Below are 23137 nucleotides of genomic sequence, written 5' to 3' on the forward strand. Positions count from 1 at the left end.
CCATCCACCTGACCCACTGTTTCCTTCGCAATCGTCACGGAAGACCGGATGCTCGCCAGTCTCTCGATCCGCGACGTGGTTCTGATCGACCGGCTCGATCTCGACCTCGGCCCCGGCCTCGCCGTCCTGACCGGCGAGACCGGTGCCGGCAAGTCGATCCTGCTCGATGCGCTGGGGTTGGCGCTGGGAGCCCGGGGTGACAGCGGGCTGGTGCGCGCCGGCGCCGCCCAGGCCTCGGTCACGGCCGTGTTCGAGGTGGCGGAGGATCATCCGGCGCTGGCCATGCTGGCCGGGCAGGATATCCCGGCCGCGCTGCCGCTGATCCTGCGGCGCACCGTCACTCCCGATGGCCGCAGCCGTGCCTGGGTGAACGACCGGGCCGTCGGCGTGGGCCTGTTGCGCCAGCTGGGCGAGGTGCTGGTCGAGATCCACGGTCAGCACGATCAGCACGGCCTGCTGGATCCGCGCACCCATCGCGAGGTGCTGGACCAGTTCGGCGGCCACGAGGCGCTGAAGGCAGAGGTGGCGCGTCGCTTCCGCGAGATGCAGGCTGCGGACACCGCCCGCGATCGCGCCGAGGCCGAGGCCGAGGCGGTGCGGCGCGAAGAGGACCATCTTCGCACCAGCCTCGCCGATCTCGACAAGCTGAAGCCGCAGCCGGGAGAGGAAGAGGATCTGGTCCATCGCCGCCAGCGGCTGCAGAATGCCGACCGGATCGTGGCGGCGCTGAATGCGGCACTGGATGCGCTGAACGGTGAGCCGACGCTTGAGGTGCGGCTGCTGGATGCCGATCGCGCCCTGCAACGCCTGCCCGATGCCGAAACCGACGAGCGGGTCCGCCAGCTGCGGGCCGGGCTGGAGCGCGCCTCGATCGAGATCGGCGAAGGCGTCGCGGGGGTCGAGCGGCTGCTCGCCGATCTGGACCTGGGCGAAGACAGCCTGGAAGTGGTCGAGGACCGGCTCTATGCCCTGCGTGCCGCCGCCCGCCGCCATCAGGTCACGACCGAAGACCTGCCCGAGCTTGCCCGGAAGCTGCGTGCCCGGCTGGAATTGATCGACGGCGGCGGTACGGTCGCGGCCAAACTGACCGCCGCGGCCGCCGAGGCGCGCCGGGTATACCGCAAGGCTGCCGAGGCCCTGAGCCAGGCCCGCAAGGCGGCAGCAGACGAGTTGATCAAGGCGATCGCGGCCGAACTCGGGCCGCTGCGCATGGGCCGGGTCGAGATCGCGGTCGCCTTCGAGCCGCTGCCCGAAGACGCCTGGGGGCCCGAAGGCATCGAACGCTGCCAGTTCATGGTCCGCACCAATCCGGGCGCGCCGGCAGGCCCGCTCGCCAGGGTGGCATCGGGCGGTGAGCTGTCGCGGCTGATGCTGGCGCTGAAGGTGGTGCTGGCCCGCACGGCCAGCGCCGGCACCCTGGTCTTCGACGAGGTCGACAGCGGCATCGGCGGTGCGGTGGCCGATGCGGTGGGCGAACGGTTGCAGCGCCTGGGCGGCCATGCCCAGGTCCTGGTCGTCACCCACAACCCACAGGTTGCGGCACGTGGTGATTTGCATCTGAGGGTGGCGAAGCGGATCGAGGGCGAGACCACCCTTACCGAAGTGCGCGCCCTGACGGCTGCCGAGCGGCGTGAAGAGGTGGCCCGCATGCTGTCGGGGGCCGAACTCACCGCCGAGGCACGGGCCGCGGCCGACCGGCTGATGAGCCTGGCCGTGCGCAGCTGAGCGGGACGCTGTGCCGGGCTTGCCCCCGGCCCGCCATCGTCGTACATCTCGCGCCCCGATCCTTCGATACCGCGTCTTGAGGGAGCCTTCCGGCCATGACCGACCGCGACGAGACCGTGATGCAGCCCACGCTCGAAGAGGCGCGTCAGAGCCACAAGGCCCTGGTCCAGCGCATCCGCTATCACGATCAGCGCTATTACAAAGAGGCGGCACCCGAGATCAGCGATGCCGATTACGACCGGCTGCGCGCCGATCTGATCCGGCTGGAGACGCTTTACCCGGAACTCCAGACGGCGGACAGCCCGACCCGGATGGTGGGCGCGGCCCCGGCCGAGGGCTTCGCCAAGGTCCGTCATGCCCGGCCGATGCTCTCCCTCGGCAATGCCTTCGAAGACGAGGATGTGGTGGAGTTCCTGGCCCGGGCCCGCAAGGGTCTGAACCTGAAGGAAGACGACGAGCTTGCGGTGGTGGCGGAGCCTAAGATCGACGGGCTCTCGGCCAGTCTGCGCTACGAGAACCGCCGGCTGGTGGTGGCGGCGACCCGCGGTGACGGCACCGAGGGCGAGGACGTCACCCGCAACATGCTGACGATCGACGACGTGCCCGAGACCCTGCCCGAGGATGCCCCCGATCTGGTGGAGGTGCGCGGCGAGGTCTATATGGGCAAGGCCGATTTCGCCGCCCTGAACGAGCGTCGTGCCGAAGCGGGCGAGGCGCTGTTCGCCAATCCGCGCAATGCCGCCGCCGGCTCGCTGCGCCAGCTCGACCCCGAGATCACGCGCAAGCGGCCACTGAAATTCTTTGCCTATGCCTGGGGCGAGGTCTCGGAGCCGCTGGCGGCAACCCAGTCGGGCGCGCTCGACCGGCTTGAGCATTTCGGCTTCACCGTGAATCCGCTGCGCCGGCTGTGCCGAAGTGCCGACGAGCTGCTGGAACGCTATCGTGAGATCGGCGATGGCCGCCATGCGCTCGATTACGACATCGACGGCGTGGTCTACAAGATCGACCGGCTGGACTGGCAGGCGCTGCTGGGCCAGGTGGCGCGGGCGCCGCGCTGGGCAATCGCGCATAAATTCCCGGCCGAACAGGCGAAGACCCGGCTGCTCGGCATCGAAATCCAGGTCGGCCGCACGGGTGCACTCACCCCGGTCGCGCATCTGGAGCCGGTGACGGTCGGCGGCGTGGTCGTCTCGCGCGCAACCCTGCACAACGAGGACGAGATCGCGCGCAAGGACATCCGGATCGGCGATCTGGTGGTGGTGCAGCGTGCCGGCGACGTCATCCCGCAGGTGGTGGAGGTGGTGGTCGCCGAACGCCCGAACGATACCGTCCCCTTCGAGGCGCCGACCGTCTGCCCCGCCTGCGGGTCGCATGCGGTGCGCGAGCCGGGAGAGGCGGTGCGGCGCTGCACCGGCGGGCTGATCTGCCCGGCCCAGGCGGTGGAGCGGCTGAAGCATTTCGTGTCCCGCGATGCCGCCGATATCGAGGGGCTGGGCCGCAAGGAGGTCGAAGCCTTCTTCGAAGACGGGCTGATCCGCAGCCCGGTCGACATCTACACTCTGCCCCAGCGTCAGGAAACCGGCGAGATCGACCTGACGAAGCGGGCCGGCTGGGGCCGCAAATCGGCCGACAACCTGCTGGCGGCGATCGAGGCGCGGCGCCGTCTGCCGCTCGACCGCTTCATCTTCGCCCTGGGCATCCGCCATGTCGGCCAGAACACGGCGAAGTTGCTGGCGCGCAATTATCGAAGCTTTGAGGCCTGGCGCGCCGGGCTCGAAGCCGCCGCCGATCCGGAAAGTGCGGCGCGGGCCGATCTTGACGCCATCGCCGGCATCGGCCCGGTGGTTGCCGAGGCGCTGACCGATTTCATGGCCGAGGCGCATAACCGCGAGGTGCTGGAGGCGCTGACCGCCGAGGTGGAGGTGATCGAGGCGGATATCCCGACGCAGGTGTCGGGCAGCCTGTCGGGCAAGACCCTGGTCTTCACCGGCAAGCTGGAGAAGCTGACCCGCGATTCCGCCAAGCGCCGCGCCGAACAGCATGGCGCCACGGTGGCAAGCTCGGTGTCTTCCGCGACCAGCATCCTGGTTGCCGGGGCGGCTGCCGGCTCCAAGCTTGCCAAGGCGCGCGAGAAGGGCATCGAGGTCTGGACCGAGGACGAGTTCCTTGAGGCAACCGGTGGGGCAGCGGGGAACGGCGAAGGCTGACGAGGCTGGCAGAAACGGGCATACTCCTGCGGATCAAACGTTCGTTTCAAGGGTCCGCAGGAAGAGACCCGCAGCAAGGTAGCCCGATCCCATGTCCGCAGACACCGCCGCCAGCCCACCCGTGACCGACCTCCATTTCGAGGATTTCGCCGCCGGGCAGGTCTTCCGTACGCCCGCGCGCAGCGTCACCGAAGACGAGATCATCGCCTTCGCCAGCCAGTTCGACAACCAGCCCTTCCATGTCGATCGCGAGGCGGCTGCCGCCAGCATCTATGGCGGGATCATCGCCAGCGGCTTCCATACCCTCGCGCTTGGCTTCAGGCTGGTGCTGGAGGCGCAGATCGTCTCGACCGCGTCGATGGGCTCGCCCGGCCTCGACGAGGTCCGCTGGCTGAAGCCCATGCGCCCCGGCGATACCATCCGTCTGGAGCTGGAGGTCACCGAGGTCGTGCCCAGCCGGTCCAAGCCGGATCGCGGCATCGTCAAACTGCTCTACAAGACCTTCAACCAGAATGACGAGGTGATCTGCACCATGCGCAGCATGTGGATGCTCCGCCGGCGGGTGGTGGTGGCATGAGATACCGTCACGCTGAGCAAGCGCTTTTTTCAGTCGGCGAGCTTTGGCACGAAGGGTTTTCGAGCCTTGGCGACGGCGTAGACGGCGACGAGGAGTTTTCGCATGGCGGCGACGAGGGCGAGCTTTGGTGGCTTTCCCTGTGCGCGCAGTCGGTCGTAGAAGGCTTTGAGCCACGGGTTTCGGCGGACAGCGGTGAGGGTTGGCATCCACAAGGCGGTGCGCAGGCGCGCGTTGCCGATCGGGGTGATGCCGGCGCGGGTGGGGCGGCGCTTTCCGGAGTGGCGCAGGGCTGGGATGACGCCGACGTAGGCTGCCAGGGCTGCGGGGCTGTCGAAGCGGGCCGGATCGCCGAGTTCGGCGATGAGGCGTGCTGCGGTGCTGGGACCGATTCCGTCGATGGAGGTCAGCAGCGAGCCGACCTCGTGCTCGTCGAGCAGACGGGTGATGTCGTCGTCACGGTCGGCCAAGCGGCGGCGCCACAGATCGAGATCCTGACAGATGTCGCGGACCTGGACGCGGTAGGCGGGGCCGTGGTGCTGGCCGACCGAGCGCTTGGCCGCGGCGATGATCTGGTCGGCCAGTTCGCTTCCGACGGCGTGGCGGCCATCGTAGCGCAGCTTGGCGAGCCGGCGTGGCGTGGCTTTGGCGACGGCCTCGGCGGTGGGGTATTCCGCCAGGATGGCGGTGGCCAGCATGCTGTCGAGCGTGCGGACATAGCGTCGGAATTCCGGGAAGCCGAGATCGACCAGCCGGCGGAGCTGGCGGACGCGGTCGTCGAAATCCTGGCGCAGCCGGTCGCGGTGGCGAACCAGTTCGCGCAGCTCCTCGCTGGCCCGGCTGCCCAGCCGGGTCGGGGAGGGGCGCTTTTCCCGCCCGAAGCGGGCCAGGCCGAGGGCGTCGATGGCGTCGGTCTTGGTGCGCTCCAGGCTCTCGCCCTGGAAGCGGTGGGTGCGCAGCGGGTTGATCAGGGCGACCTCGTAGCCCTTGGCCGCCAGCACGGCGAACAGGTTCTTCCAGTAATGCCCGGTCGCCTCCATGACCACCAGCGCCTCACCCGGCGGGGCCAGCGCGGCCAGCAACGCGCCGTGCCCGGCCGCGTCTTCGGTGAACGGCTTGGGTTTGGCCAGGACCGTGCCGTCCGCATCAAGGATGGCGAAGACATGGGTTTCCGACGCGATGTCGATGCCGACGAATTGCATGGCGCCTCCCGTGCGGATGAGCCGGAAGCCTCGGAGCCGGTGCTCGTGCCCCTGCTTGTCCATGCGCGGATGACCGCCCCGATCGGGGCGGTCATCCGCCCCCTCGCCACGACACCGCCGGATACCGTTCGGGCAAAAAGCACCGGGCGAGGGCGCCAATCTCATGCACGAAGATCATCCTTCGAGCGCAACGCGGCGACCCTCTCCCGGCTATCAGGCCAAACATCCTACCAGGAGACGGCCCGATGAGTGGAATTCATACAAGCGCGACCGGAGACGCCGAGGCCCACGACATTGCCGGCCTCGACGGGCTGGCGCAGCTGCAGGCCTATATCGATGGCGGCCGGTCGCTGTCGCCGATCGCCGAGACGCTGGGCTTCCGCCTGGCGCGGATCGAACGCGGCGAGGCGGAGATCGTCGCCGAGCCCGGGCCGCATGTGCTGAACGGCATGGGCGTCGCCCATGGCGGCTATATGGCGACCCTGCTGGATGCGGCGGTCGCCTGTGCCATCCACAGCCTTATGCCGGCAGGGGTCGGCTCCACCACCGTGGAGTTGAAGGTCAATATGGTGCGGGCCCTGCCGGTGACGGTCAGCCCGGTGCGTGCCATCGGCCGCGCCATCCATGCCGGCCGCATGCTGGGCACCGCCGAAGGCCGGCTGATCGGCCCCGACGGCACGCTCTACGCCCATGCAACGACGACCTGCGCGGTGTTGCACCCGCGCAAATGACCGGGCCCGCGCCCGTGCATACCCGAATCCGGGGGACGGACCCGCCTGCCATCGTGCAGGGCCGGGCCGTCCTCCGAAATCTTTCCGGCCCCTGCACACGTCCATCATCCGGATCACATCGGAGTCGAAGATTACGAATCAATGGTAGATTATGATTCATCTATTTCGTGCATTGCGATAGATCACAACCACAGGTATATTTTGAACCGAGTTTGAGTCCCCAGGGCAGCCAGCCGTCCACACCGGATGCGTGCCCGTCCGCAGACACGACCCGATGCTCTAAAAATCAATAATTCGATGAGGACGCCATGGATCACGCCACCCAGGTGCATCTGATCGACCGTGTGTTCGACATGATCGATCGCCGCACCACGGAAATGGACCCGGCCGAGTATCACAACCCGGTCAGCCGCTATATCGATCCCGAGCGCTACAAGCGCGAGGTCGAGATCATTTTCCGCCGCAACCCGATCATCGTCGCCCATGGCAGCGAGCTGCCCAAGCCCGGCGACTACAAGACCATGGACGTCACCGGGGTGCCGATCCTGCTGGTCCGCACCCAGGACGGTTCGGTCAATGCCTTTCTGAACGCCTGCCGCCACCGCGGGACCAAGCTGGTCTGGGAGGAATGCGGCAGCCACAAGCGCAGCTTCGTCTGCCCCTATCATGCCTGGACCTACGGCACCGACGGCAAACTGGTCGGCGTGCCCGCGGCGGAAGGCTTTCCGAACATGAAGCGCGAGGAGATGGGCCTGCGCCGGCTGCATTGCGCCGAGCGTTACGGCTTCGTCTTCGTTCAGGTGGACCCGACCGCGCCCAAGGTGGATGTCGATGCCTGGCTCGGGCCCATGGCGCACGAGCTGGAGCATATCGGCACCGCCGATTACGTCGTCTGGCGGCCCGCCCAGCTGGAGAAGAAGACCAACTGGAAGCTGGCGCTGGATACGTTCCTTGAGAACTATCACACCCGCCGCACCCACACGAAGACCATCTGGCCGGTCTTCCTGGACAACACCGCCGCCTTCGACCGGCTGTCGCCACATGCCCGGGTGGTGCTGCCCAAGCGCTCGATCCCCGAGATCCGCGACCAGGATCGCGAGACCTGGAACCTGCGCGACCATTCCACCGTGCTCTACACCATCTTCCCGAACCTGATGCTGGCGGTATTGCCCGATCATTGCGCCATCTTCCAGGTCTGGCCCGATGGCATCGACAACTGCAAGCTGCCGGCCTACACGCTGGTGCCGCCGAAATATCTGGAGAGCGCCACCGCCCAGGACATCTGGTCGAAGAGCATGCATGTCGTCTTCGAGGTGACCGAAGAGGACAGCGACCGCTCCGAGGCGATCCAGGCGGCGCTCAATTCCGGTGCCAACGACCATTTCGTCTTCGGCCGTTACGAACAGGCCCTCGCCTGGTTCCACCAGGAGGTGGAGGCGATGCTGAACGGTCAGGCCGAGTGGGTCCGCTATGCCGAAGCGGCCGAGTGATCCCGGGACCCGTGATCCCATGATCCCGGACCCCGTGATTGCCGGGTCCTGAGCCGGCGCGGCGAAACGACACCGACACGACGATCAGATCTCCTGCGGGCGCGTGGGCTCCACGCGCCCGGCCGGGGGAGGTGCGCGCCCGCCCGGCTCTCAATCTGCGACCCCCGCCGATCCGCGAAACGACACCGCGAAACGACGACGACGAAGGGGCTGCCTCGGATGAAGACCGACGAAAATCGCAATGTAACGCGTGAGCGCATGCAACGCCTGGAGGCGTTGCTCGACGGCGAGGACGAGCTTCGCGACCGCCTGCAGGCGGTGCTGCGCTTCTCCCGCAAGATCCGCGTCAGCGAATATCACCTCACCAATGCCTGCAACATCCGTTGCAAGGGCTGCTGGTTCTTCGAATACGGCCACGACACCGCCACGCGGGAGGCCAAGGATGCCGAGGCGCTGGAAGCCTTCCTGATCAAGGAGACCAAGGAACGGCGGGTGAATGCTGCCCTGGTGATCGGCGGCGAGCCGACCCTCTTTCCCGACCGGCTGCGGCTGTATGTCAAGCACATGCCCTATGTGACGATCTCGTCCAACGGGCTGCGCCGGCTGCCGATGGAGGGGTTCGAGAACGTCGCGATCGGCCTGACCCTGTTCGGCGGCGGGCCGATGGACGACCAGCTGCGCGGCATCAAGCCCAGCGGCCGCACCTTCACCGGCCTGTTCGAAACCGCGCTTGCCAATTACCGCGACGATCCGCGCGCCGGCTTCATCTATGCGCTGACCGAGACCGGTATCGAGCATATCGAAGAGACGGTGGTCCGGATCCGCGACAACGGCAACCGGGTCAACTTCAACTTCTACAGCGCCTATGACGCCGAGGATCCGACGGCGCTTGCCCGGCAGGAAGAGCTGCTGGAAGAAGCGCTCCGCGTGCGGGCGAAATATCCCGAGACCGTGGTCAGCACGCCTTACTACATCCGCACCATGATCACCGGTCGCAGCCATTTCGGCCGCTTCGGCTATGACGTCTGCCCGTCGCTGTCGCAGGACCATGCCGGCCATGCCGACCGGCTGGTCAACGGCAACCCGGTGCTGCCCTTCTTCAACACCTGGGCGGCCGATCTCAAGACGGTCAAGTTCTGCTGCACCTCGGGCCATTGCAACGGCTGCCGCGACAGCCAGGCGGTGATTTCGTGGATGGTGGTCAGCATGGACCGCTTCCTCACCGACAAGGTGATGCTGGAAACCTGGGTCGAGATGGCCGAGAGCTACTGGAAGCAGTTCATCTGGGGTCCGTTCCACTGGACGAAGGATGCCGGCCGCCGTCAGGCGGTGATGGACCCGATCGGCGACGGCCATGCCACGCAGGTCTCGGTCGATCTCGCCCATGGCGAAACCCTGCCCAACCCGCTGCTGGCCGCGGTCGCCGGTCGCGAGGCGGCAGAGGCCGGGGACGCGCGGGTTCGGGTACCGGAGGTGGTGGCGTGACGATGCTGCCGGCCGATGCACCGGAAACCGTTGCCGCAGCCGGGATCGCCCTGGCTGCGGCCCGGCTTTCGGCCGAGCCGGTGGCACTGCACAACGCGATCCGGGTCGAGGCCGACGGCTCCGATGCGGCGATCGCGACCATCACCCGCATCCAGCCCTTTCACAAGGGCGGCGCCGAACGCGCCCTGATCAATGGCGGCATCCTGCAGGCGCTGATGGAACGCGCCATGCGGGCCGCCGCCGCCGCCGTTCTGGGCGATGCCCCCTCGCGTCTGGTCTCGCTGGATCAGCGCTGGCTGGGGCCCGTCCTGCCCCGGGGGGTCATCGCCCGCGCAGAAATCGAGGGTCAGGCCGGCACCGGCACGGTCCTGCTTGCCGCCACCATTTCCGATGCCCGCGGCGGCCCCCGGGTCCGCGCTGCCGGCATCGTCACTGTCGCAGACCAGTCACCGACGTCCACCAATCCCCCTCTTTGAACTGACCCCCAGATCGGTTCAAGCCGCCATCGATGCGGCGGCCAAGGGCGCGAAGCGCCCGCCTGGGCAGAGGGACCACCAAAAAAGGAACGCTCAAGATGACCGAACAGACCGCTCATGCTGCCGCCGGGGAGCGGCTGCTCGTGCCGGATGCCAAGGCCTTCCGTGAGATGCCGGACGAGTACCAGGAACTGGTGATCCATCAGCTGCGTGCTCATACCGAGGGTGAGCTGACCGGTGCCGACGACTACATCCAGATCTTCTATCCGATGGCGCCGACGGCCTTTGAGCGCAAGGTGTGCTGCGAGCGCGCCGCCGAGGAAATGGATCACTACATCCGCGGCAAGGCGGTGCTGGACGAGATCGGCGTCGACACCGCCTATATGCTGAAGCAGCATCTGGATCAGCGTGAATTCTACCGCACCGAGGGCGTGCGCCGGATCGAGAACTGGCTGGGACGTGGCATGTTCTCGTTCATCGGCGAGGCGGCCGTGCTGGCGCAGATCCACGAGATGTCGAAGAGTTCGTACAAGCCGCTGGCCGACATGTGCACCAGCGTCATCATCGACGAGCACAACCACGTCGCCCAGGGCTACCGGATCGTCTGGGAGTACTGCCAGACCGAAGAGGGGCTGAAGGATGCCCAGGCGATGCTGGAAAAGGCCTGGCCGATCACGCTCGACCTGTTCGGCAGCTCCGAGAGCAAGCGCTCGCCGCTTTATGTGAAGTGGGGTCTGCGCCAGTACACCAATGAAGAGGCCCGCCAGCGTTTCATCGCCCAGATCACCCCGCGTGTCGAAGTGCTGGGGCTGAAGGTGCCGGCGGCCGAGGCGAACCGCAAGTTCCTCTGATCGTCGCCGGTTTTCGTCGGGGGCGCGCGACGGCCGGCCGATGGCCGGATCACGTCGCGCGCCCAATGATTGACGTATACGTAAATCAATCTATCCTTAAGGCAAGAACAAGAGGCGTGATCCGCGCCCGATGCCATCCGGCCGGAGCAGCCAGGCCCATATCGGCCCAGGTCCGTATCAGTCAGGGGACGAGACATCCATGCCCGAGACCACCAGCGTCAGCCGGAGCGGTGCCTTCCGCGCGGTCGGACCGGCCGGCTTTCTCGATCAGATCCGGGTGCCGCGCTATGCCGAGCGCACGGATCTCTTCGACGAGATCATTGCCGAGACCCATCGCCATTTCTGGGACCCGCTCGACACCGCCTATATCCGCTTCGACGAGCCGTTCGACATGGCGACCGAGACGGTCATGCCCGCCTCGATCGTGCCCGAGCTGAACAGCGCCGTCGCCGACCGGCTGACGCCGGAACAGCGGATCTGGTTCGCCAATGAGAGTGCGCGCTGGTGGCTGTCCAGCGTGCTGCATGGCGAACAGGGGGCGCTGTCGCTGTCGGCCAGTCTCTGTCACGTGCTCGCCGATCCGGGTGTGGTGGAATATGCGGCCAATCAGGCGCGCGAGGAAGCCCGCCACGTGACCGCCTTCAGCCGCTATATCCACACGCGCTGGAGGGCGCCGCTGCCTGCCTCCGACGTGCTGGGCGGCCTGCTGAAGGAACTGGTCGACCTGACGGACGTGCCGCGCAAGATCGTCGGCATGCAGCTGCTGGTCGAAGGCCTCGCCATGGGCATCTTCGCCAGCCTGCATTCCAAGAGCCAGGATCCCGTGCTGCGCCGGCTGACCCAGCTGGTGATGACCGACGAGGCCTTCCACCATCGCGCCGGCAAGCTCTGGGGCCGCGACGCCCTGCCGATGATGGATGAAAAGGCGCGCAACGGCGTCGAGGACTGGGCGGCGCAGTGCTTCCAGATCCTGATGTTCAACATGCTCCATCCCAGCCAGAAGCAGGCGCTCTACGCGCCGCTGGGGCTCGACTGGGAATGGGTGCGGGATGCCATGAAGGAGAGCTATACCTCCGACGTGCGCCGCGCCGAGATGTCCGAGAGCACCAATGTCTTCCGGGTGCTGGTCAAGACCCTGCTGCATGCGGGCATCATCACCGACCGGACCCGGCCGCTCTATGCCCAGTGGGTCGATCTGGGCGCGCTGGCGGGGGAGGGCGAGGGCACGGTTGGCGATGCCATCGCCGCCGAGGGCCTGGAATTCCTGGCCGGCGTGAACGCCGCGCGCCGCAGCCGCCACGAGACGGCGGCCTGACCGGCAAGACCCCGGGGACGGGAGATGATCGGGAGGGGCTGATCCCGACGGGGTCAGCCCCTTTCCCGTGCCCTGAGCCGCTGAGCCCCGATGCCCGGTGTCCGGTTTCCCGCCGGTGTCTGATCCTGTGCGCCATGTGCGCCGCTGGCCGCGCGCGTGGCCAGATGGGTCAGCAGCTGCTGCAGGCCGATGAACAGGAACAGCAGGATGCCGGTCACGATCTTGATCCACCAGCTGGACAGGCTGCCGTCGAAGGTGATGTAGGTCTGGATCAGCCCCTGGATCAGGATGCCGATGAAGGTGCCGAACATGCTGCCGGCGCCGCCCGAGAGCAGGGTGCCGCCGATCACCACCGCGGCGATGGTATCCAGCTCCACGCCGACACCCGTCAGGGAATAGCCCGAGGCGGTGTAGAACGAGAAGACGATGCCCGCCAGCCCCGCCAGCAGGCTGGACAGCGTGTAGATGGCAATGGTCGTCCGGCCGGTCCGGATGCCCATCAGCGCCGTGGTGTCGCGACCGCCGCCCAGGGCGAAGACATTGGTGCCGAAGCGGGTGTAGTGGAGCAGGATCCCGCCCAGGACGAAGGTCGCCAGCATGATCATGCCGATGATCCGCAGCCGCCCGCCCCCGGGCAGGCGGATGGAAAAGGCCGAGATCTGCTGATAAAGGGCGTCGTCGATCGGCAGGCTGTCGGTGGACAGCAGGAAGGCCACGCCCCGGGCCAGGAACATGCCCGCCAGGGTGACGATGAAGGGCGGCACCTCGAAATGGTGGATGATCGCCCCCATGGCCGCGCCGAACAGGGCGCAGATGGCCAGCACCAGGCAGAAGGCGAGAAGCGGCGGCAGGCCCCAGCTGCCGATGCCGAGCGCCAGGAAGACCGTGGTGAAGGCGACCACCGATCCGACCGACAGGTCGATGCCGCCCGAGATGATCACGAAGGTCATGCCCACGGCCAGGATGCCGAGGAAGGCATTGTCGGTGATGAGGTTCATCACCACCCGGGTGGAGGCGATGTTGGGGTATTGCAGGGCGCAGAACAGAAAGCCCAGCAGGAAGACGGCGGTGGTGACGATGACGGGCAGGTGGCGGCGCATCAACGCGTCTCCCGAAGCGGGCGGCCCCGGGGCAGACGGCCCCGCAGCAGGCGATCCCGGGCGGCGGCGAGGCGCGGGGTCTGAAGCAGCAGGACCGCCAGGACCACCGTCGCCTTGATCACCAGGTTCAGCTCCGGCGGATAGCCGCTGAGCAGAATGCCGGTGTTCATGGCCTGGATGATCAGCGCACCGACGGCGGCCAGCACCAGGCTGAACCGCCCGCCGAAGAGCGACGTTCCCCCGATCACCACCGCCAGGATGGCGTCCAGTTCCAGCCACAGGCCGGCATTGTTGGCATCCGCGCCGCGGATGTCGGCGGCGGCGATCACGCCGGCAAGGGCGGCGCAGAAGCCGCACCACATATAGACCGCCAGGATCATCAGCCGGGTATCGATGCCGGCAAGGCGGCTGGCCCTGGCATTGGCGCCGGTCGCCTCGATCATCAGGCCGAGGGCGGTGCGCCGCACCAGCAGGGCGGCCGCCAGCAGCGTTGCCCCGGCCAGGACCACCGGGGCCGGAATGCCCAGCAGCGCGCCGCCGCCCATCCAGGCGAGATCTGGCGAGGAGAAGGTGACGATCCGGCCCTCGGTGATCAGCTGGGCGATGCCGCGGCCGGCCACCATCAGGATCAGCGTGGCGATGATCGGCTGGATCCGCAGCACCGCCACCAGCAGCCCGTTCCACAGCCCGCAGAGCAGCCCGGCGCCGAGTGCCGCGGCCAGCGAGACGGCCAGCGAATGACTGTCGGCAAGGCTTGCGGCCACCGCCCCCGAGATGGCCATGACCGCACCGACCGAAAGATCGATGCCGCGTGTGGCGATCACCAGAACCATGCCGGTCGCCAGCAGCACCACCGGCGCGCCCCGATTGAAGACGTCGACCAGGCTGCCGAACAGGCGCCCGTCCTGAAGGCGCAGGTCGAAGAACTGGGGCGACACCATCCAGTTGATCAGCAGGATCAGGATCAGGGCGCCGATCTGGGCGCTGCCTTTCCTGGGATAGGCGATGGACACGATCTTGCTCCCCCCGTCCTTGTTCCGGATACCGTGTTCTTGTTCTGGATTGGCCGTCAGTCTGCGGCGATGGCGGCCAGCACCCGTTGTTCGTTGACGGCCGTGCCGGTCAGATGGGCCACATGGCTGCGGTCGCGCAGCACGGTCACCCGGTCGGAATAGGACACGATCTCTTCCACTTCGGACGAGATCACCAGCATGGCCAATCCGCTGTCGCAGAGACTGCGGATCAGGCGGATGATCTCGGCATGGGCGCCGACATCGATGCCCCGGGTCGGCTCGTCCAGGATCAGGATCCTGGGTTCGGTCGCCAGCCAGCGGGCCAGGATCGCCTTCTGCTGATTGCCGCCCGACAACAGGCCGATGGGTTTTTCCGGATCGGCGGGCCGGATGTCGAGCGCCTTGATGAAGTGGTCGGCGATCTCTTTCTGGCGTTTGCGCGACAGGGGGCGTGTCCATCCCATCCGGGCCTGCAGGGCAAGGATGATGTTCTCGCGCACCGACAATTCGGCGACGATGCCCTCGGTCTTGCGTTCCTCGGGGCAGAAGCCCAGCCCCTGTTTCAGGGCATCGCGCGGCCCCAGGATCCGCGCCGGGCGGCCGTCCAGATGCAGCGTGCCGCCGTCGGCCCGGTCTGCACCGAAAATCAGCCGCGCGGTTTCCGTCCGCCCCGACCCCAGCAGGCCCGAAAGGCCCAGCACCTCGCCACGCCTGAGGGTCAGATCGAAGGGGGCCACCGCTCCCTTGCGGCCCAGCCCTTCGGCGCGCAGCAGCGGCGGGGTGTCGTCCTGGTCTTCCGTTTCGCGGAGGGCGCGGGCACGATCCTGCTCCAGGCCCTGAAGCTCCCGCCCCAGCATCATGCCGACCAGCTCCATGCGCGGCAGCCCGGCGACCGGCCGTTCGCCGACCAGGCAGCCATTGCGCAGAACCGTCAGCCGGTCGCAGATCTCCTGCACCTGATCCAGGAAATGGGTGACGAACAGGATGGCCATGCCCTGGTCGCGCAGCTGGCGCATCACCCGGAACAGCACCTCCACCTCGCGGGCATCCAGGCTGGCGGTGGGCTCGTCCAGGATCAGCACCTTCGCCGACATGTCGACGGCGCGGGCGATGGCGACGATGTGCTGAACCGCCACCGGATAGTCGCCCAAGGGCGCGCCGACATCGATCCTCAGGCCGAAGCCCTGCAGAAGATCGCGGGACCGGCGGCGCATCTCGCGGTCGCGGACAAGGCCGAAGCGGGTGGGCTGGCGGCCGAGAAACAGGTTCTGCGCCACCGTCAGATTGGGCAGCAGCGCCACTTCCTGATAGACCGTGGCAATGCCCGCGGCCAGGGCCTCGTCGCCGGATCGGGGGCGGATCTCCGCGCCCGACAGTCTCACCTCCCCGGCATCGCGGGGCGTGATGCCGGTGACCGTCTTGATCAGGGTCGACTTGCCGGCCCCGTTCTCCCCCAGCAGGGCGTGGATCTCGCCCGCGCGCAGGGTCAGATCCACCGATTTCAGGGCCTGAAACCCGCCCGGAAAGGTCTTGGACAGGCCGCGCACACAAAGCAGTTCCGGCGCCTCGTTCATGGGTCTCTCCCTCCCGGCGATCAGGGATCGCGTTGCCCGCCGGCCCCGGAAACCGGCTTCCCGGGGCCGGCGGGCAGGCGGTCAGTAGCCGAGCGACTTGCGCGCGTCGTACTGGCCCATCGGGTCATCGGCCTTGGTATAGAGCTTCGATTCGGTCTGGATCCACTTCGGCGGCGCCTTGCCGTCCTTGTAGGCGGCCAGCGCGTCGAAGGCCGGGCCGGCCATGTTCGGGGTCAGCTCCACCGTGGCATTGGCCTCGCCCTCGGCGATCGCCTTGAAGATGTCGGGCACCGCGTCGATGGAGACGACCAGGATGTCGGTACCCGGCTTCAACCCGGCTTCCTTCATCGCCTGGATGGCACCCAGCGCCATGTCGTCGTTATGGGCATAGAGCGCGCAGATGGTCTTGCCGCCGCCTTCGGCCTTGATGAAGCTCTCCATCACCTCCTTGCCCTTGGCGCGGGTGAACTCGCCGGTCTGGCTGCGGATGATCTTCACATTGTCCGCGCCGGCGATGCCCTTCGCGAAGCCTTCCTTGCGGTTGGTGGCGACCGAGGCGCCGACCGTGCCCTGAAGTTCCACGACATTGCAGCTCTTGCCGGCGACGGTGTCGACCAGCCATTTCCCGGCCACCTCGCCCTCGTGCACGCTGTCGGAGGTGACGGCGGTCAGATAGAGCGAGGGATCCCTGGTCTCGATGCTCCGGTCCAGAAGCACGACCGGGATCTCGGCATCCTTGGCCTCTTCCAGAACGGCATCCCAGCCGGTGGCCACGACCGGGGCCAGGAAGATCGCGTCCACGCCCTGCGCGATGAAGGACCGGATCGCCTTGATCTGGTTCTCCTGCTTCTGCTGAGCGTCGGCGATCTTCAGCGTGATGCCCCGCTTTTCTGCCTCGACCTTGGAGACCGACGTCTCCGCGGCGCGCCAGCCGGATTCTGAACCGATCTGCGAAAAGCCGACGGTCATATCCGCCGCGACGGCGGGTGTGGCCAGGGCCGCGAGCAGAACGCCGGCCAGCAACCGGGTTTTCAATGTCATCTCCGTGATCTCCCTAGATGCCGCCCCGTCTGATCGGGGGCGGTCATGTGCGTGAGCGAGCGGTGCCGATGCGCAACCGGCAGAGGGGGGCCGCCCGCGCACCCCCGCCGGTTCAGCCCTGACCCTCTTAACGCGTATTGGTGAAGGCCAGGGCGGTATGCTGTTCATAGACCTCTCCCGGCCGCAGACGGGCCGGGGGAAAGCCGGGGTGATTGGGGGCATTCGGCCAGAGCTGGGGTTCCAGCGCCAGGCCGGCATGGGGGGCGAGGGGGCGGCCGTCCAGGCCGGGCATGCCGGCGGCGATCATCGCCCCGTCATAGACCTGCAGACCCGGTTCGGTGGTCGCCACCACCAGGCTGAGCCCGCCCTCCGGCGCCGTCAGCCAGGCCACCGGCCGGATCGGGCGGCGGTCGTCGGACAGGCAGAAATTGTGGTCGAAGCCGCCGGCCGGCCCATCCTGTATCAGCGTCACACCCCGGCGCAGATCGAAGGGCGTGCCGGTCACGGGGCGGCGTTCGCCGGTCGGGATCAGGTCGTCATCCACCGGCAGATAGCTGTCCGCCGCGACCCTGAGGCGATGGCCGGCGATGGTCGGGCGCCCGGACAGGTTGAAATAGGAATGATGGGCGAAATTGCAGAGGGTTTCCGCATCGCTCGTCGCCCGGACATCGATATGGAGCACGGGGCCGGGCGCGATCCGGAAGCCGACCTCGACCTCCAGATTGCCCGGGAAGCCCATATGGCCGTCGGGCAGGCGATCGGTGAAGCTGACCCGGTCCTCTGCGACCGCACGGATGCGCCAGATCCGGCGGGAGGATCCGCCGGCCCCGCCATGGAGCAGGTGCCGTCCGCGGAAATTGGCATCGAGGCTCACCGGCCGCCCGCCGATCACTGCCCGGGCGCCGCCGATGCGATTGGCATAGCGTCCGACCATGGCGCCCAGATAGAGGTCGGGATGGGCGAGATAGCCGGCGAGGGTGTCGAAGCCCAACACCAGCGGATGGCGCAGGCCGTCGAGGCGCAGATCCTGAAGGATGGCGCCGAGCGTCAGGAAGCGGGCGGTCAGGCCCTGGGCCGAGATCGTGATCCGCTCCACCGCCTCGCCGGTGGGAAGATGGCCGAATCCGCTCACCGGCCCGCCTCCGGCATCTCCTGCGCCAGAACGACCTGGGGTAGAACAACTCGGGGTAGAGCAACTCGGGGTTCGGGCAGGCCGGTCACGGCCATGTCCGCCACCAGCCAGGTCAGGCCGGCATCGGGGGATGTGTCGCCATCGGCGGCGCTGGTGACGTAAAGGCTCTTGAGGTCGGTACCGCCGAAGGCCGGGCAGGTCGTCTGGGCGACCGGCAGGGCGATGCTGTCGATCACCTTGCCCTCTGGGGAATACCGCACCACCTGGCCCGCCCCCCAGCGGGCATTCCACAGGCAGCCTTCGGCATCCACCACCGCGCCGTCGGGATGGATGCCCTCGGGCCGCAGATCCACAAAGACCTGAGGGGCGCCTTCCGGCCAGCCCGCGGCATCCAGCGGCTGGCGCCAGATCACCGCGTCGCTGGTATCGGCGTACCAGGCGGCCGAGCGGTCGGGCGCGAAGCAGATGGCGTTGGGAATGCCCATGCCGCCGCGCAGCCGCTCCAGCCGGCCGCCGTACCAGCGATAGATGGCGCCGTGCCCCGGCGCACCGGTTTTGGCCATGGTGCCGATCCAGAACCCGCCCCAGGGATCGGCCCGGCCGTCATTGGAACGGGTGAGCGGGTCGTCCGCCTCCAGCGCCGCCAGATCCGTCCGGTTGCCGGTCTCAAGGTCGAAGACGAAGAGTGCCCGTTCCGAGGCGATGAGCAGGCGGTCGTTATCCACCCATCCCGCCGCGGAGACCATCTCGGGGAACAGCCAGGACAGATCCTCCCCGGCCGGGCTGCGCGACAGCAGGCGGCCGCCCAGGATGTCGAACCAGAACAGCTGGCCGCGGCGCGGATGCCAGAGCGGCCCCTCGCCGAGCCGGCAGATCCGGGTGTCGTAGATGCGTGCGTCGTGGCTGGGGACGGTCATGATGGAGACCCCGTCATCTGGCATCTGGCGGCAGAAGATCCACCGGCAGGTTCTGATAGCATACCGGCCGCAGGAAGCGCCGGATCGCCAGCGTGCCGACCGATGTGGCGCCGAAATTGGTGCTGGCGGGGTAGGGCCCGCCATGGACCATGGCGTCTGCCACTTCAACCCCGGTGGGGAAGCCGTTGGCCAGGATCCGCCCGGCCTTGCGCTCCAGCACCGGCAGCAGCGCGGCCGCCAGCCCGGCATCTTCCGCGTCCATCTGCAGGGTGCAGGTCAGCTGTCCGGCCAGGCCACGGGCCAGCCTGAGCATCTCGTCGGCATCCGCCACCCGCACCAGCAGCCCGGCGGGGCCGAAGACCTCGTCCGCCAGTTCCGGATGCGCGAACCAGGTGGCGGCGTCGACCTCGAAGAAGCCGGGGGATGCCCGGCGCGCATCATCGTCGCCCAGAACATGGGTCGTCACCCCCGATATGGCGGCGATCCGCGCCCGTCCGCGCTGATAGGCGGCACAGATGCCTGCGGTCAGGGTGGTCTGCGGCCCGGTCGCGGCCAGCACTTCCGTGGCCGCGCCGATGAAGGCATCGGCATCCGGACCGTCCATGGCGACCACCACGCCCGGATTGGTGCAGAACTGCCCGGCGCCCATGGTGAGCGAGGCCGCCCAGCCCCGGGCGAGTTCCGTGCCCCGTGCGGCGAGCGCATGGGGCAGCAGGAAGACCGGGTTGATCGAACCCAGCTCACCGAAGAAGGGGATCGGCTCCGGCCGCGCGGCGCAGAGGTCGAAGAGCGCCCGGCCGGCACCGAGCGAGCCGGTGAAGCCCACCGCCCGCACCGCCGGATGGGTGACCAGCGCCGCGCCCAGATCATGGCTGTCGCCCTGGATCAGCGCGAAGACACCGGGATCGATGCCGCAGGCGGTGATCGCCTCCAGGATCGCCTCGGCGACGATCTCTCCCGTGCCGGGATGGGCGGGGTGGCCCTTCACGATCACCGGGCAGCCGGCGGCGAGCGCCGCGGCCGTGTCCCCGCCGGCGGTGGAGAAGGCGAGCGGGAAGTTGGAGGCACCGAACACGGCGACCGGGCCGATCGGGCGCTGGATCATGCGCAGCTCGGGCCGCGGCAGCGGCGCGCGGTCGGGCAGGGCGGCGTCATGGCGCCGGTCCAGACAGGCGCCGGCGCGGATATGGTCTGCAAACAGGCGCAGCTGGCCCACCGTCCGGCCCCGCTCCCCCTCCAGCCGTGGGGCGGGCAGGCCGGTTTCCCGGGTGCCGATATCGGTGATGGCGGCGCCCCGGGCCTCGATCGCCGCGGCGATGGCCTCAAGGAAACGGGCGCGTGCCTCGCGGGGGGCGGCGCCATAGCTTTCGAAGGCCCGTTCAGCCGCGGCGGCGGCGCGGTCGATCTCTGCCCTGCCGCCGATGGCGAAGGCATGGGCGCCACCATCGGCCGGCCCGGACAGGAATGTCCCGGAACCGGCCAGCCAGCGGCCATCGATGAGATGCTGTCCCCGGGGTGTGAAACCGGGGGGTGAAACAGTGGATGCGGTCGAGGTCACGCCGGGCGATCCTTTGTCATGAAGGGGCCCCCCTCACTCGATGAAGGGTCGTTCGATGAGGGGTTACTCGATGAAGGGATCGGTGGTCAGGCGGCGGCCCAGCATGAAGGCGTCGGCCACATGTTTCAGTGGCGACAGGTCCACATCGCTGGTGCGGGTGGCGATCAGCCGGGCGAAGCGGGCATAGAGCCCGTCATATTCCGAGCCCAGCGCCTCGCCCTGCGACAGGTTCCGCCCGCCGGCCGACACGGTGGCGCCGCCATCGGCAAGCGACAGCACGCCGTCATCGGTTTCGAACTCCATGGCCCAGCTCTGCGGGCCTTCCTGGCGGAAGTCGAAATCGGCGGCGATGGGGGCGGCACCGGTCAGGTAGGACAGGCGCGCGGCGATGGGGGTTTCCTGGTTTTCGGGAAATTCCAGCTCGGCACCGGTCAGACGAAGCGAGGCGGGCAGGATCTCGGTCAGGATCGACAGGGCGTTGATGCCCGGGTCGAAGACGCCGAGCCCGCCGGCCTGCCAGATCCAGCGTTGTCCCGGATGCCAGCGGCGCACATCCTCTCGCCAGGTGATGGTTCCGCGGAGGATCTGCCGCCCGGCGAGCCAGGCCTTGGCCGCCGGTACGCCCGCAGCGAAGCGGGAATGCCAGGTGGCGAACAGCACCCGTCCCCGTGCCGCCGCCAGGTCGACCAGGGCTTCGACCTCGGCGATCGTCGCCCCCGGCGGCTTTTCCAGCATCACGTCCAGCCCCGCCTCCAGCGCCTCGCAGGCCATGGCATGGCGGACCTGGGGCGGCGTGCACAGGGCCACCGCGGTGACCTCGGGCTGGGCCGCGATCAGCGCGGCCAGGGTTCTGTGGGCGGGAATGCCCTCCAGCCCGGCATTGCGGCTGACGGTCGCCGCCAGACGGAAGGCGTCGGATTTCAGGATCGAGGGATGATGCTGGTCGATGGCGATCTTGCCCAGCCCGACCAGGGCGATCGGCGTTGCGGCCAGGGTATCAGTGGCTGTCACGGGGTACCTCCTTGCCGCGGCAGCCGCGCAGGAAATCGAAGTCGGCGCCGGTATCGGCGCCCGTCACATGTTCGTGGAACAGGCGGACATAGCCGCCCTCGGGGGGCGCGACCGGGCTGGTCCAGGCGGCGAGGCGCCGGGCGATCTCGTCTTCGGGCACGTCCAGGTGCAGGGTTCTGGCCGCCACATCCAGTTCGATCATGTCGCCGTCGCGCACGATCGCCAGCGGCCCGCCCACCGCCGCTTCGGGCGAGGTGTGGAGGACGACCGTGCCATAGGCCGTGCCCGACATGCGGGCGTCGGAGATGCGCACCATATCGGTGATGCCCTTGCGCAGCACCTTGGGCGGCAGCCCCATATTGCCCACCTCCGCCATGCCCGGATAGCCGCGGGGGCCGCAATTCTTCAGCACCATCACGCAGCTCTCGTCGATATCCAGGCTCTCGTCACTGATCCTGGCCTTGTAGTGTTCGATGGTCTCGAACACCACGGCCCGGCCCCGATGCTTCATCAGATGCGGGCTGGCGGCCGACGGCTTGATCACCGCGCCCAGGGGCGCCAGATTGCCGCGCAGCACGGCGATGCCGCCATGGGGGGTGAGCGCCTTGTCCACCGGCCGGATCACGTCCTCGTTCCAGTTCCGGGCGTCCTTGACCTCGTCCCAGAGCGTTTCTCCCGAGACCGTGAGCGCGTTGCCGTCCAGCAGGCCGTCCTCGCAGAGGCGCTTGATCACCACCGGCAGGCCGCCGGCATAGAAGAACTCTTCCATCAGGTATTTGCCCGACGGCATCAGGTTGACGATGGTGGGCACGTCGCGGCCCAGCCGGTCCCAGTCGTCGAGCGTGAGGTCGACCCCCACCCGGCCGGCGATGGCCAGAAGATGCACCACGGCATTGGTGGACCCGCCGATGGCGCCGTTGACCCGAACGGCATTCTCGAAGGCCGTGCGGGTCAGGATGTCCGATGGTTTCAGATCGTCCTTGACCATCTCGACGATGCGCCGGCCGGTCAGATGGGCCATGACCCGGCGCCGGGCATCCACGGCCGGAATGGCGGCATTGCCGGACAGGGCCATGCCCAGGGCCTCGACCATGCTGGCCATGGAACTGGCCGTGCCCATGGTGTTGCAGGATCCGGCGCTGCGCGACATCGCCTGCTCGGCCTCAAGAAAATCCTCCCGGGTCAGCTTCCCCGCCTTGATGTCTTCCGACATCTGCCAGAGCGCCGTGCCCGAGCCGACCCGCTCGCCCCGGAACCAGCCGTTCAGCATCGGGCCGCCGCTGACCACGATGGCGGGCAGATCGACGCTGCAGGCGCCCATCAGCAAAGCGGGGGTGGTCTTGTCGCAGCCGGCCATCAGCACCACGCCGTCGACCGGCTGGGCGCGCAACGCCTCTTCCACATCCATCGCCGCCAGGTTGCGATAGAGCATGGCGGTTGGCCGCAGGCTGCTTTCGGCGACGGAGAAGACCGGAAACTCCACCGGCAGCCCGCCCGCCTCGTAGACGCCGCGCTTCACCCGCTCGGCCAGATCGCGCAGATGGGCGTTGCAGGGGGTCAGTTCCGACCAGGTGTTGCAGATGCCGATCACCGGCCGCCCGTCGAACAGATCGTAGGGCAGGCCCTGATTGCGCATCCATCCGCGGTGATAGATGTTGTCCCGGCTGGTGCCGCCATACCACTCCTGGGAACGGAGCCGGCGCGGCCATGGTGCCTTGGTGAATGCCATGAGCGG

General features: G+C 68.1%; 19 protein-coding genes. 9 read left to right on the forward strand and 10 right to left on the reverse strand.

What is annotated here, in order from left to right; genetic code table 11:
* Window positions 1-48: 48 nt before the first annotated feature.
* The 3 genes from recN to P7L68_RS11320 all read left to right on the forward strand — a co-directional run bounded on the left by recN (window position 49) and on the right by P7L68_RS11320 (window position 4509).
* Entirely contained in the window at window positions 49-1725 is a 1677-nt protein-coding gene (recN, locus tag P7L68_RS11310; protein WP_372005316.1) for a DNA repair protein RecN, read from the forward strand.
* Between the two features lie 95 nt (window positions 1726-1820).
* Window positions 1821-3932: an NAD-dependent DNA ligase LigA gene (gene ligA, locus P7L68_RS11315; RefSeq protein WP_372005318.1), complete on the forward strand. Its 2112-nt coding sequence runs from the start codon at window positions 1821-1823 to the stop codon at window positions 3930-3932.
* Window positions 3933-4023: 91 nt separating this feature from the next.
* Window positions 4024-4509, forward strand: coding sequence for a MaoC family dehydratase (locus P7L68_RS11320; protein WP_372005321.1), 486 nt, complete (start codon window positions 4024-4026; stop codon window positions 4507-4509).
* Window positions 4510-4538: 29 nt separating this feature from the next.
* Here P7L68_RS11320 and P7L68_RS11325 read toward each other — a convergent pair whose 3' ends face one another.
* Window positions 4539-5771: an IS110 family transposase gene (locus P7L68_RS11325; protein WP_372000016.1), complete on the reverse strand. Its 1233-nt coding sequence runs from the start codon at window positions 5769-5771 to the stop codon at window positions 4539-4541.
* Window positions 5772-5953: 182 nt separating this feature from the next.
* On the opposite strand from P7L68_RS11325, the gene P7L68_RS11330 reads away from it, so the two are divergent.
* The 6 genes from P7L68_RS11330 to P7L68_RS11355 all read left to right on the forward strand — a co-directional run bounded on the left by P7L68_RS11330 (window position 5954) and on the right by P7L68_RS11355 (window position 12056).
* On the forward strand, window positions 5954-6439 hold the full coding sequence (locus P7L68_RS11330) for a PaaI family thioesterase (RefSeq protein ID WP_372005323.1): 486 nt from the start codon (window positions 5954-5956) through the stop codon (window positions 6437-6439).
* A 308-nt stretch (window positions 6440-6747) separates the two neighbouring features.
* Window positions 6748-7929, forward strand: a complete 1182-nt coding sequence (locus P7L68_RS11335) for an aromatic ring-hydroxylating dioxygenase subunit alpha (RefSeq protein ID WP_372005325.1) — start codon at window positions 6748-6750, stop codon at window positions 7927-7929.
* A 219-nt stretch (window positions 7930-8148) separates the two neighbouring features.
* Entirely contained in the window at window positions 8149-9414 is a 1266-nt protein-coding gene (locus P7L68_RS11340; protein WP_372005328.1) for a radical SAM protein, read from the forward strand.
* Window positions 9415-9416: 2 nt separating this feature from the next.
* The gene (locus tag P7L68_RS11345) at window positions 9417-9890 is read left to right on the forward strand and encodes a hypothetical protein (protein ID WP_372006821.1); all 474 of its coding nucleotides are present in this window, start codon (window positions 9417-9419) and stop codon (window positions 9888-9890) included.
* Window positions 9891-9988: 98 nt separating this feature from the next.
* The gene (locus P7L68_RS11350) at window positions 9989-10741 is read left to right on the forward strand and encodes a Phenylacetic acid catabolic protein (RefSeq protein WP_372005331.1); all 753 of its coding nucleotides are present in this window, start codon (window positions 9989-9991) and stop codon (window positions 10739-10741) included.
* Window positions 10742-10940: 199 nt separating this feature from the next.
* A complete protein-coding gene (locus tag P7L68_RS11355) occupies window positions 10941-12056 on the forward strand; it encodes a ferritin-like domain-containing protein (RefSeq protein WP_372005333.1) in 1116 nt (371 codons plus the stop codon).
* Between the two features lie 53 nt (window positions 12057-12109).
* On the opposite strand, the gene yjfF is transcribed toward P7L68_RS11355, so the two are convergent.
* The 9 genes from yjfF to araD all read right to left on the reverse strand — a co-directional run bounded on the left by yjfF (window position 12110) and on the right by araD (window position 23131).
* Window positions 12110-13156 (reverse strand): galactofuranose ABC transporter, permease protein YjfF, encoded by a 1047-nt coding sequence (gene yjfF, locus P7L68_RS11360; protein WP_372005336.1) that lies wholly within the window; start codon window positions 13154-13156, stop codon window positions 12110-12112.
* The gene (locus tag P7L68_RS11365) at window positions 13156-14169 is read right to left on the reverse strand and encodes an ABC transporter permease (RefSeq protein WP_372005339.1); all 1014 of its coding nucleotides are present in this window, start codon (window positions 14167-14169) and stop codon (window positions 13156-13158) included. Before P7L68_RS11365 ends, yjfF begins: the two co-directional genes overlap by 1 nt.
* A gap of 56 nt (window positions 14170-14225) precedes the next feature.
* Window positions 14226-15743, reverse strand: coding sequence for a sugar ABC transporter ATP-binding protein (locus P7L68_RS11370; RefSeq protein WP_372005342.1), 1518 nt, complete (start codon window positions 15741-15743; stop codon window positions 14226-14228).
* Between the two features lie 81 nt (window positions 15744-15824).
* Entirely contained in the window at window positions 15825-16784 is a 960-nt protein-coding gene (gene ytfQ / locus P7L68_RS11375) for a galactofuranose ABC transporter, galactofuranose-binding protein YtfQ (protein WP_372005345.1), read from the reverse strand.
* A gap of 127 nt (window positions 16785-16911) precedes the next feature.
* Complete coding sequence (locus tag P7L68_RS11380; protein WP_372005347.1) at window positions 16912-17916, reverse strand: aldose epimerase family protein; 1005 nt, start codon at window positions 17914-17916, stop codon at window positions 16912-16914.
* On the reverse strand, window positions 17913-18833 hold the full coding sequence (locus P7L68_RS11385; protein ID WP_372005349.1) for an SMP-30/gluconolactonase/LRE family protein: 921 nt from the start codon (window positions 18831-18833) through the stop codon (window positions 17913-17915). The genes P7L68_RS11380 and P7L68_RS11385 overlap by 4 nt, the downstream gene beginning before the upstream one ends.
* 13 nt (window positions 18834-18846) lie before the next feature.
* Window positions 18847-20391: an aldehyde dehydrogenase (NADP(+)) gene (locus tag P7L68_RS11390; RefSeq protein ID WP_372005352.1), complete on the reverse strand. Its 1545-nt coding sequence runs from the start codon at window positions 20389-20391 to the stop codon at window positions 18847-18849.
* 63 nt (window positions 20392-20454) lie between these two features.
* Window positions 20455-21402 carry a Gfo/Idh/MocA family protein gene (locus tag P7L68_RS11395; protein WP_372005354.1) on the reverse strand — a complete coding sequence of 316 codons (948 nt, stop codon included), beginning with the start codon at window positions 21400-21402 and terminating at the stop codon, window positions 20455-20457.
* Complete coding sequence (araD, locus tag P7L68_RS11400; protein ID WP_372005356.1) at window positions 21389-23131, reverse strand: L-arabinonate dehydratase; 1743 nt, start codon at window positions 23129-23131, stop codon at window positions 21389-21391. Before araD ends, P7L68_RS11395 begins: the two co-directional genes overlap by 14 nt.
* Between the last annotated feature and the right edge of the window lie 6 nt (window positions 23132-23137).

It is taken from the genome of Tistrella mobilis (assembly GCF_041468085.1).
Taxonomy (GTDB): Bacteria; Pseudomonadota; Alphaproteobacteria; order Tistrellales; family Tistrellaceae; genus Tistrella; species Tistrella mobilis_A.

Bases quoted from the DNA above. Each gene is read 5' to 3' on its own strand.
- recN (WP_372005316.1), top strand. From the start codon at position 49: ATGCTCGCCAGTCTCTCGATCCGCGACGTGGTTCTGATCGACCGGCTC.
- ligA (WP_372005318.1), top strand. From the start codon at position 1,821: ATGACCGACCGCGACGAGACCGTGATGCAGCCCACGCTCGAAGAGGCG.
- P7L68_RS11320 (WP_372005321.1), top strand. From the start codon at position 4,024: ATGTCCGCAGACACCGCCGCCAGCCCACCCGTGACCGACCTCCATTTC.
- P7L68_RS11325 (WP_372000016.1), bottom strand. From the start codon at position 5,771: ATGGACAAGCAGGGGCACGAGCACCGGCTCCGAGGCTTCCGGCTCATC.
- P7L68_RS11330 (WP_372005323.1), top strand. From the start codon at position 5,954: ATGAGTGGAATTCATACAAGCGCGACCGGAGACGCCGAGGCCCACGAC.
- P7L68_RS11335 (WP_372005325.1), top strand. From the start codon at position 6,748: ATGGATCACGCCACCCAGGTGCATCTGATCGACCGTGTGTTCGACATG.
- P7L68_RS11340 (WP_372005328.1), top strand. From the start codon at position 8,149: ATGAAGACCGACGAAAATCGCAATGTAACGCGTGAGCGCATGCAACGC.
- P7L68_RS11345 (WP_372006821.1), top strand. From the start codon at position 9,417: ATGCTGCCGGCCGATGCACCGGAAACCGTTGCCGCAGCCGGGATCGCC.
- P7L68_RS11350 (WP_372005331.1), top strand. From the start codon at position 9,989: ATGACCGAACAGACCGCTCATGCTGCCGCCGGGGAGCGGCTGCTCGTG.
- P7L68_RS11355 (WP_372005333.1), top strand. From the start codon at position 10,941: ATGCCCGAGACCACCAGCGTCAGCCGGAGCGGTGCCTTCCGCGCGGTC.
- yjfF (WP_372005336.1), bottom strand. From the start codon at position 13,156: ATGCGCCGCCACCTGCCCGTCATCGTCACCACCGCCGTCTTCCTGCTG.
- P7L68_RS11370 (WP_372005342.1), bottom strand. From the start codon at position 15,743: ATGAACGAGGCGCCGGAACTGCTTTGTGTGCGCGGCCTGTCCAAGACC.
- ytfQ (WP_372005345.1), bottom strand. From the start codon at position 16,784: ATGACATTGAAAACCCGGTTGCTGGCCGGCGTTCTGCTCGCGGCCCTG.
- P7L68_RS11385 (WP_372005349.1), bottom strand. From the start codon at position 18,833: ATGACCGTCCCCAGCCACGACGCACGCATCTACGACACCCGGATCTGC.
- araD (WP_372005356.1), bottom strand. From the start codon at position 23,131: ATGGCATTCACCAAGGCACCATGGCCGCGCCGGCTCCGTTCCCAGGAG.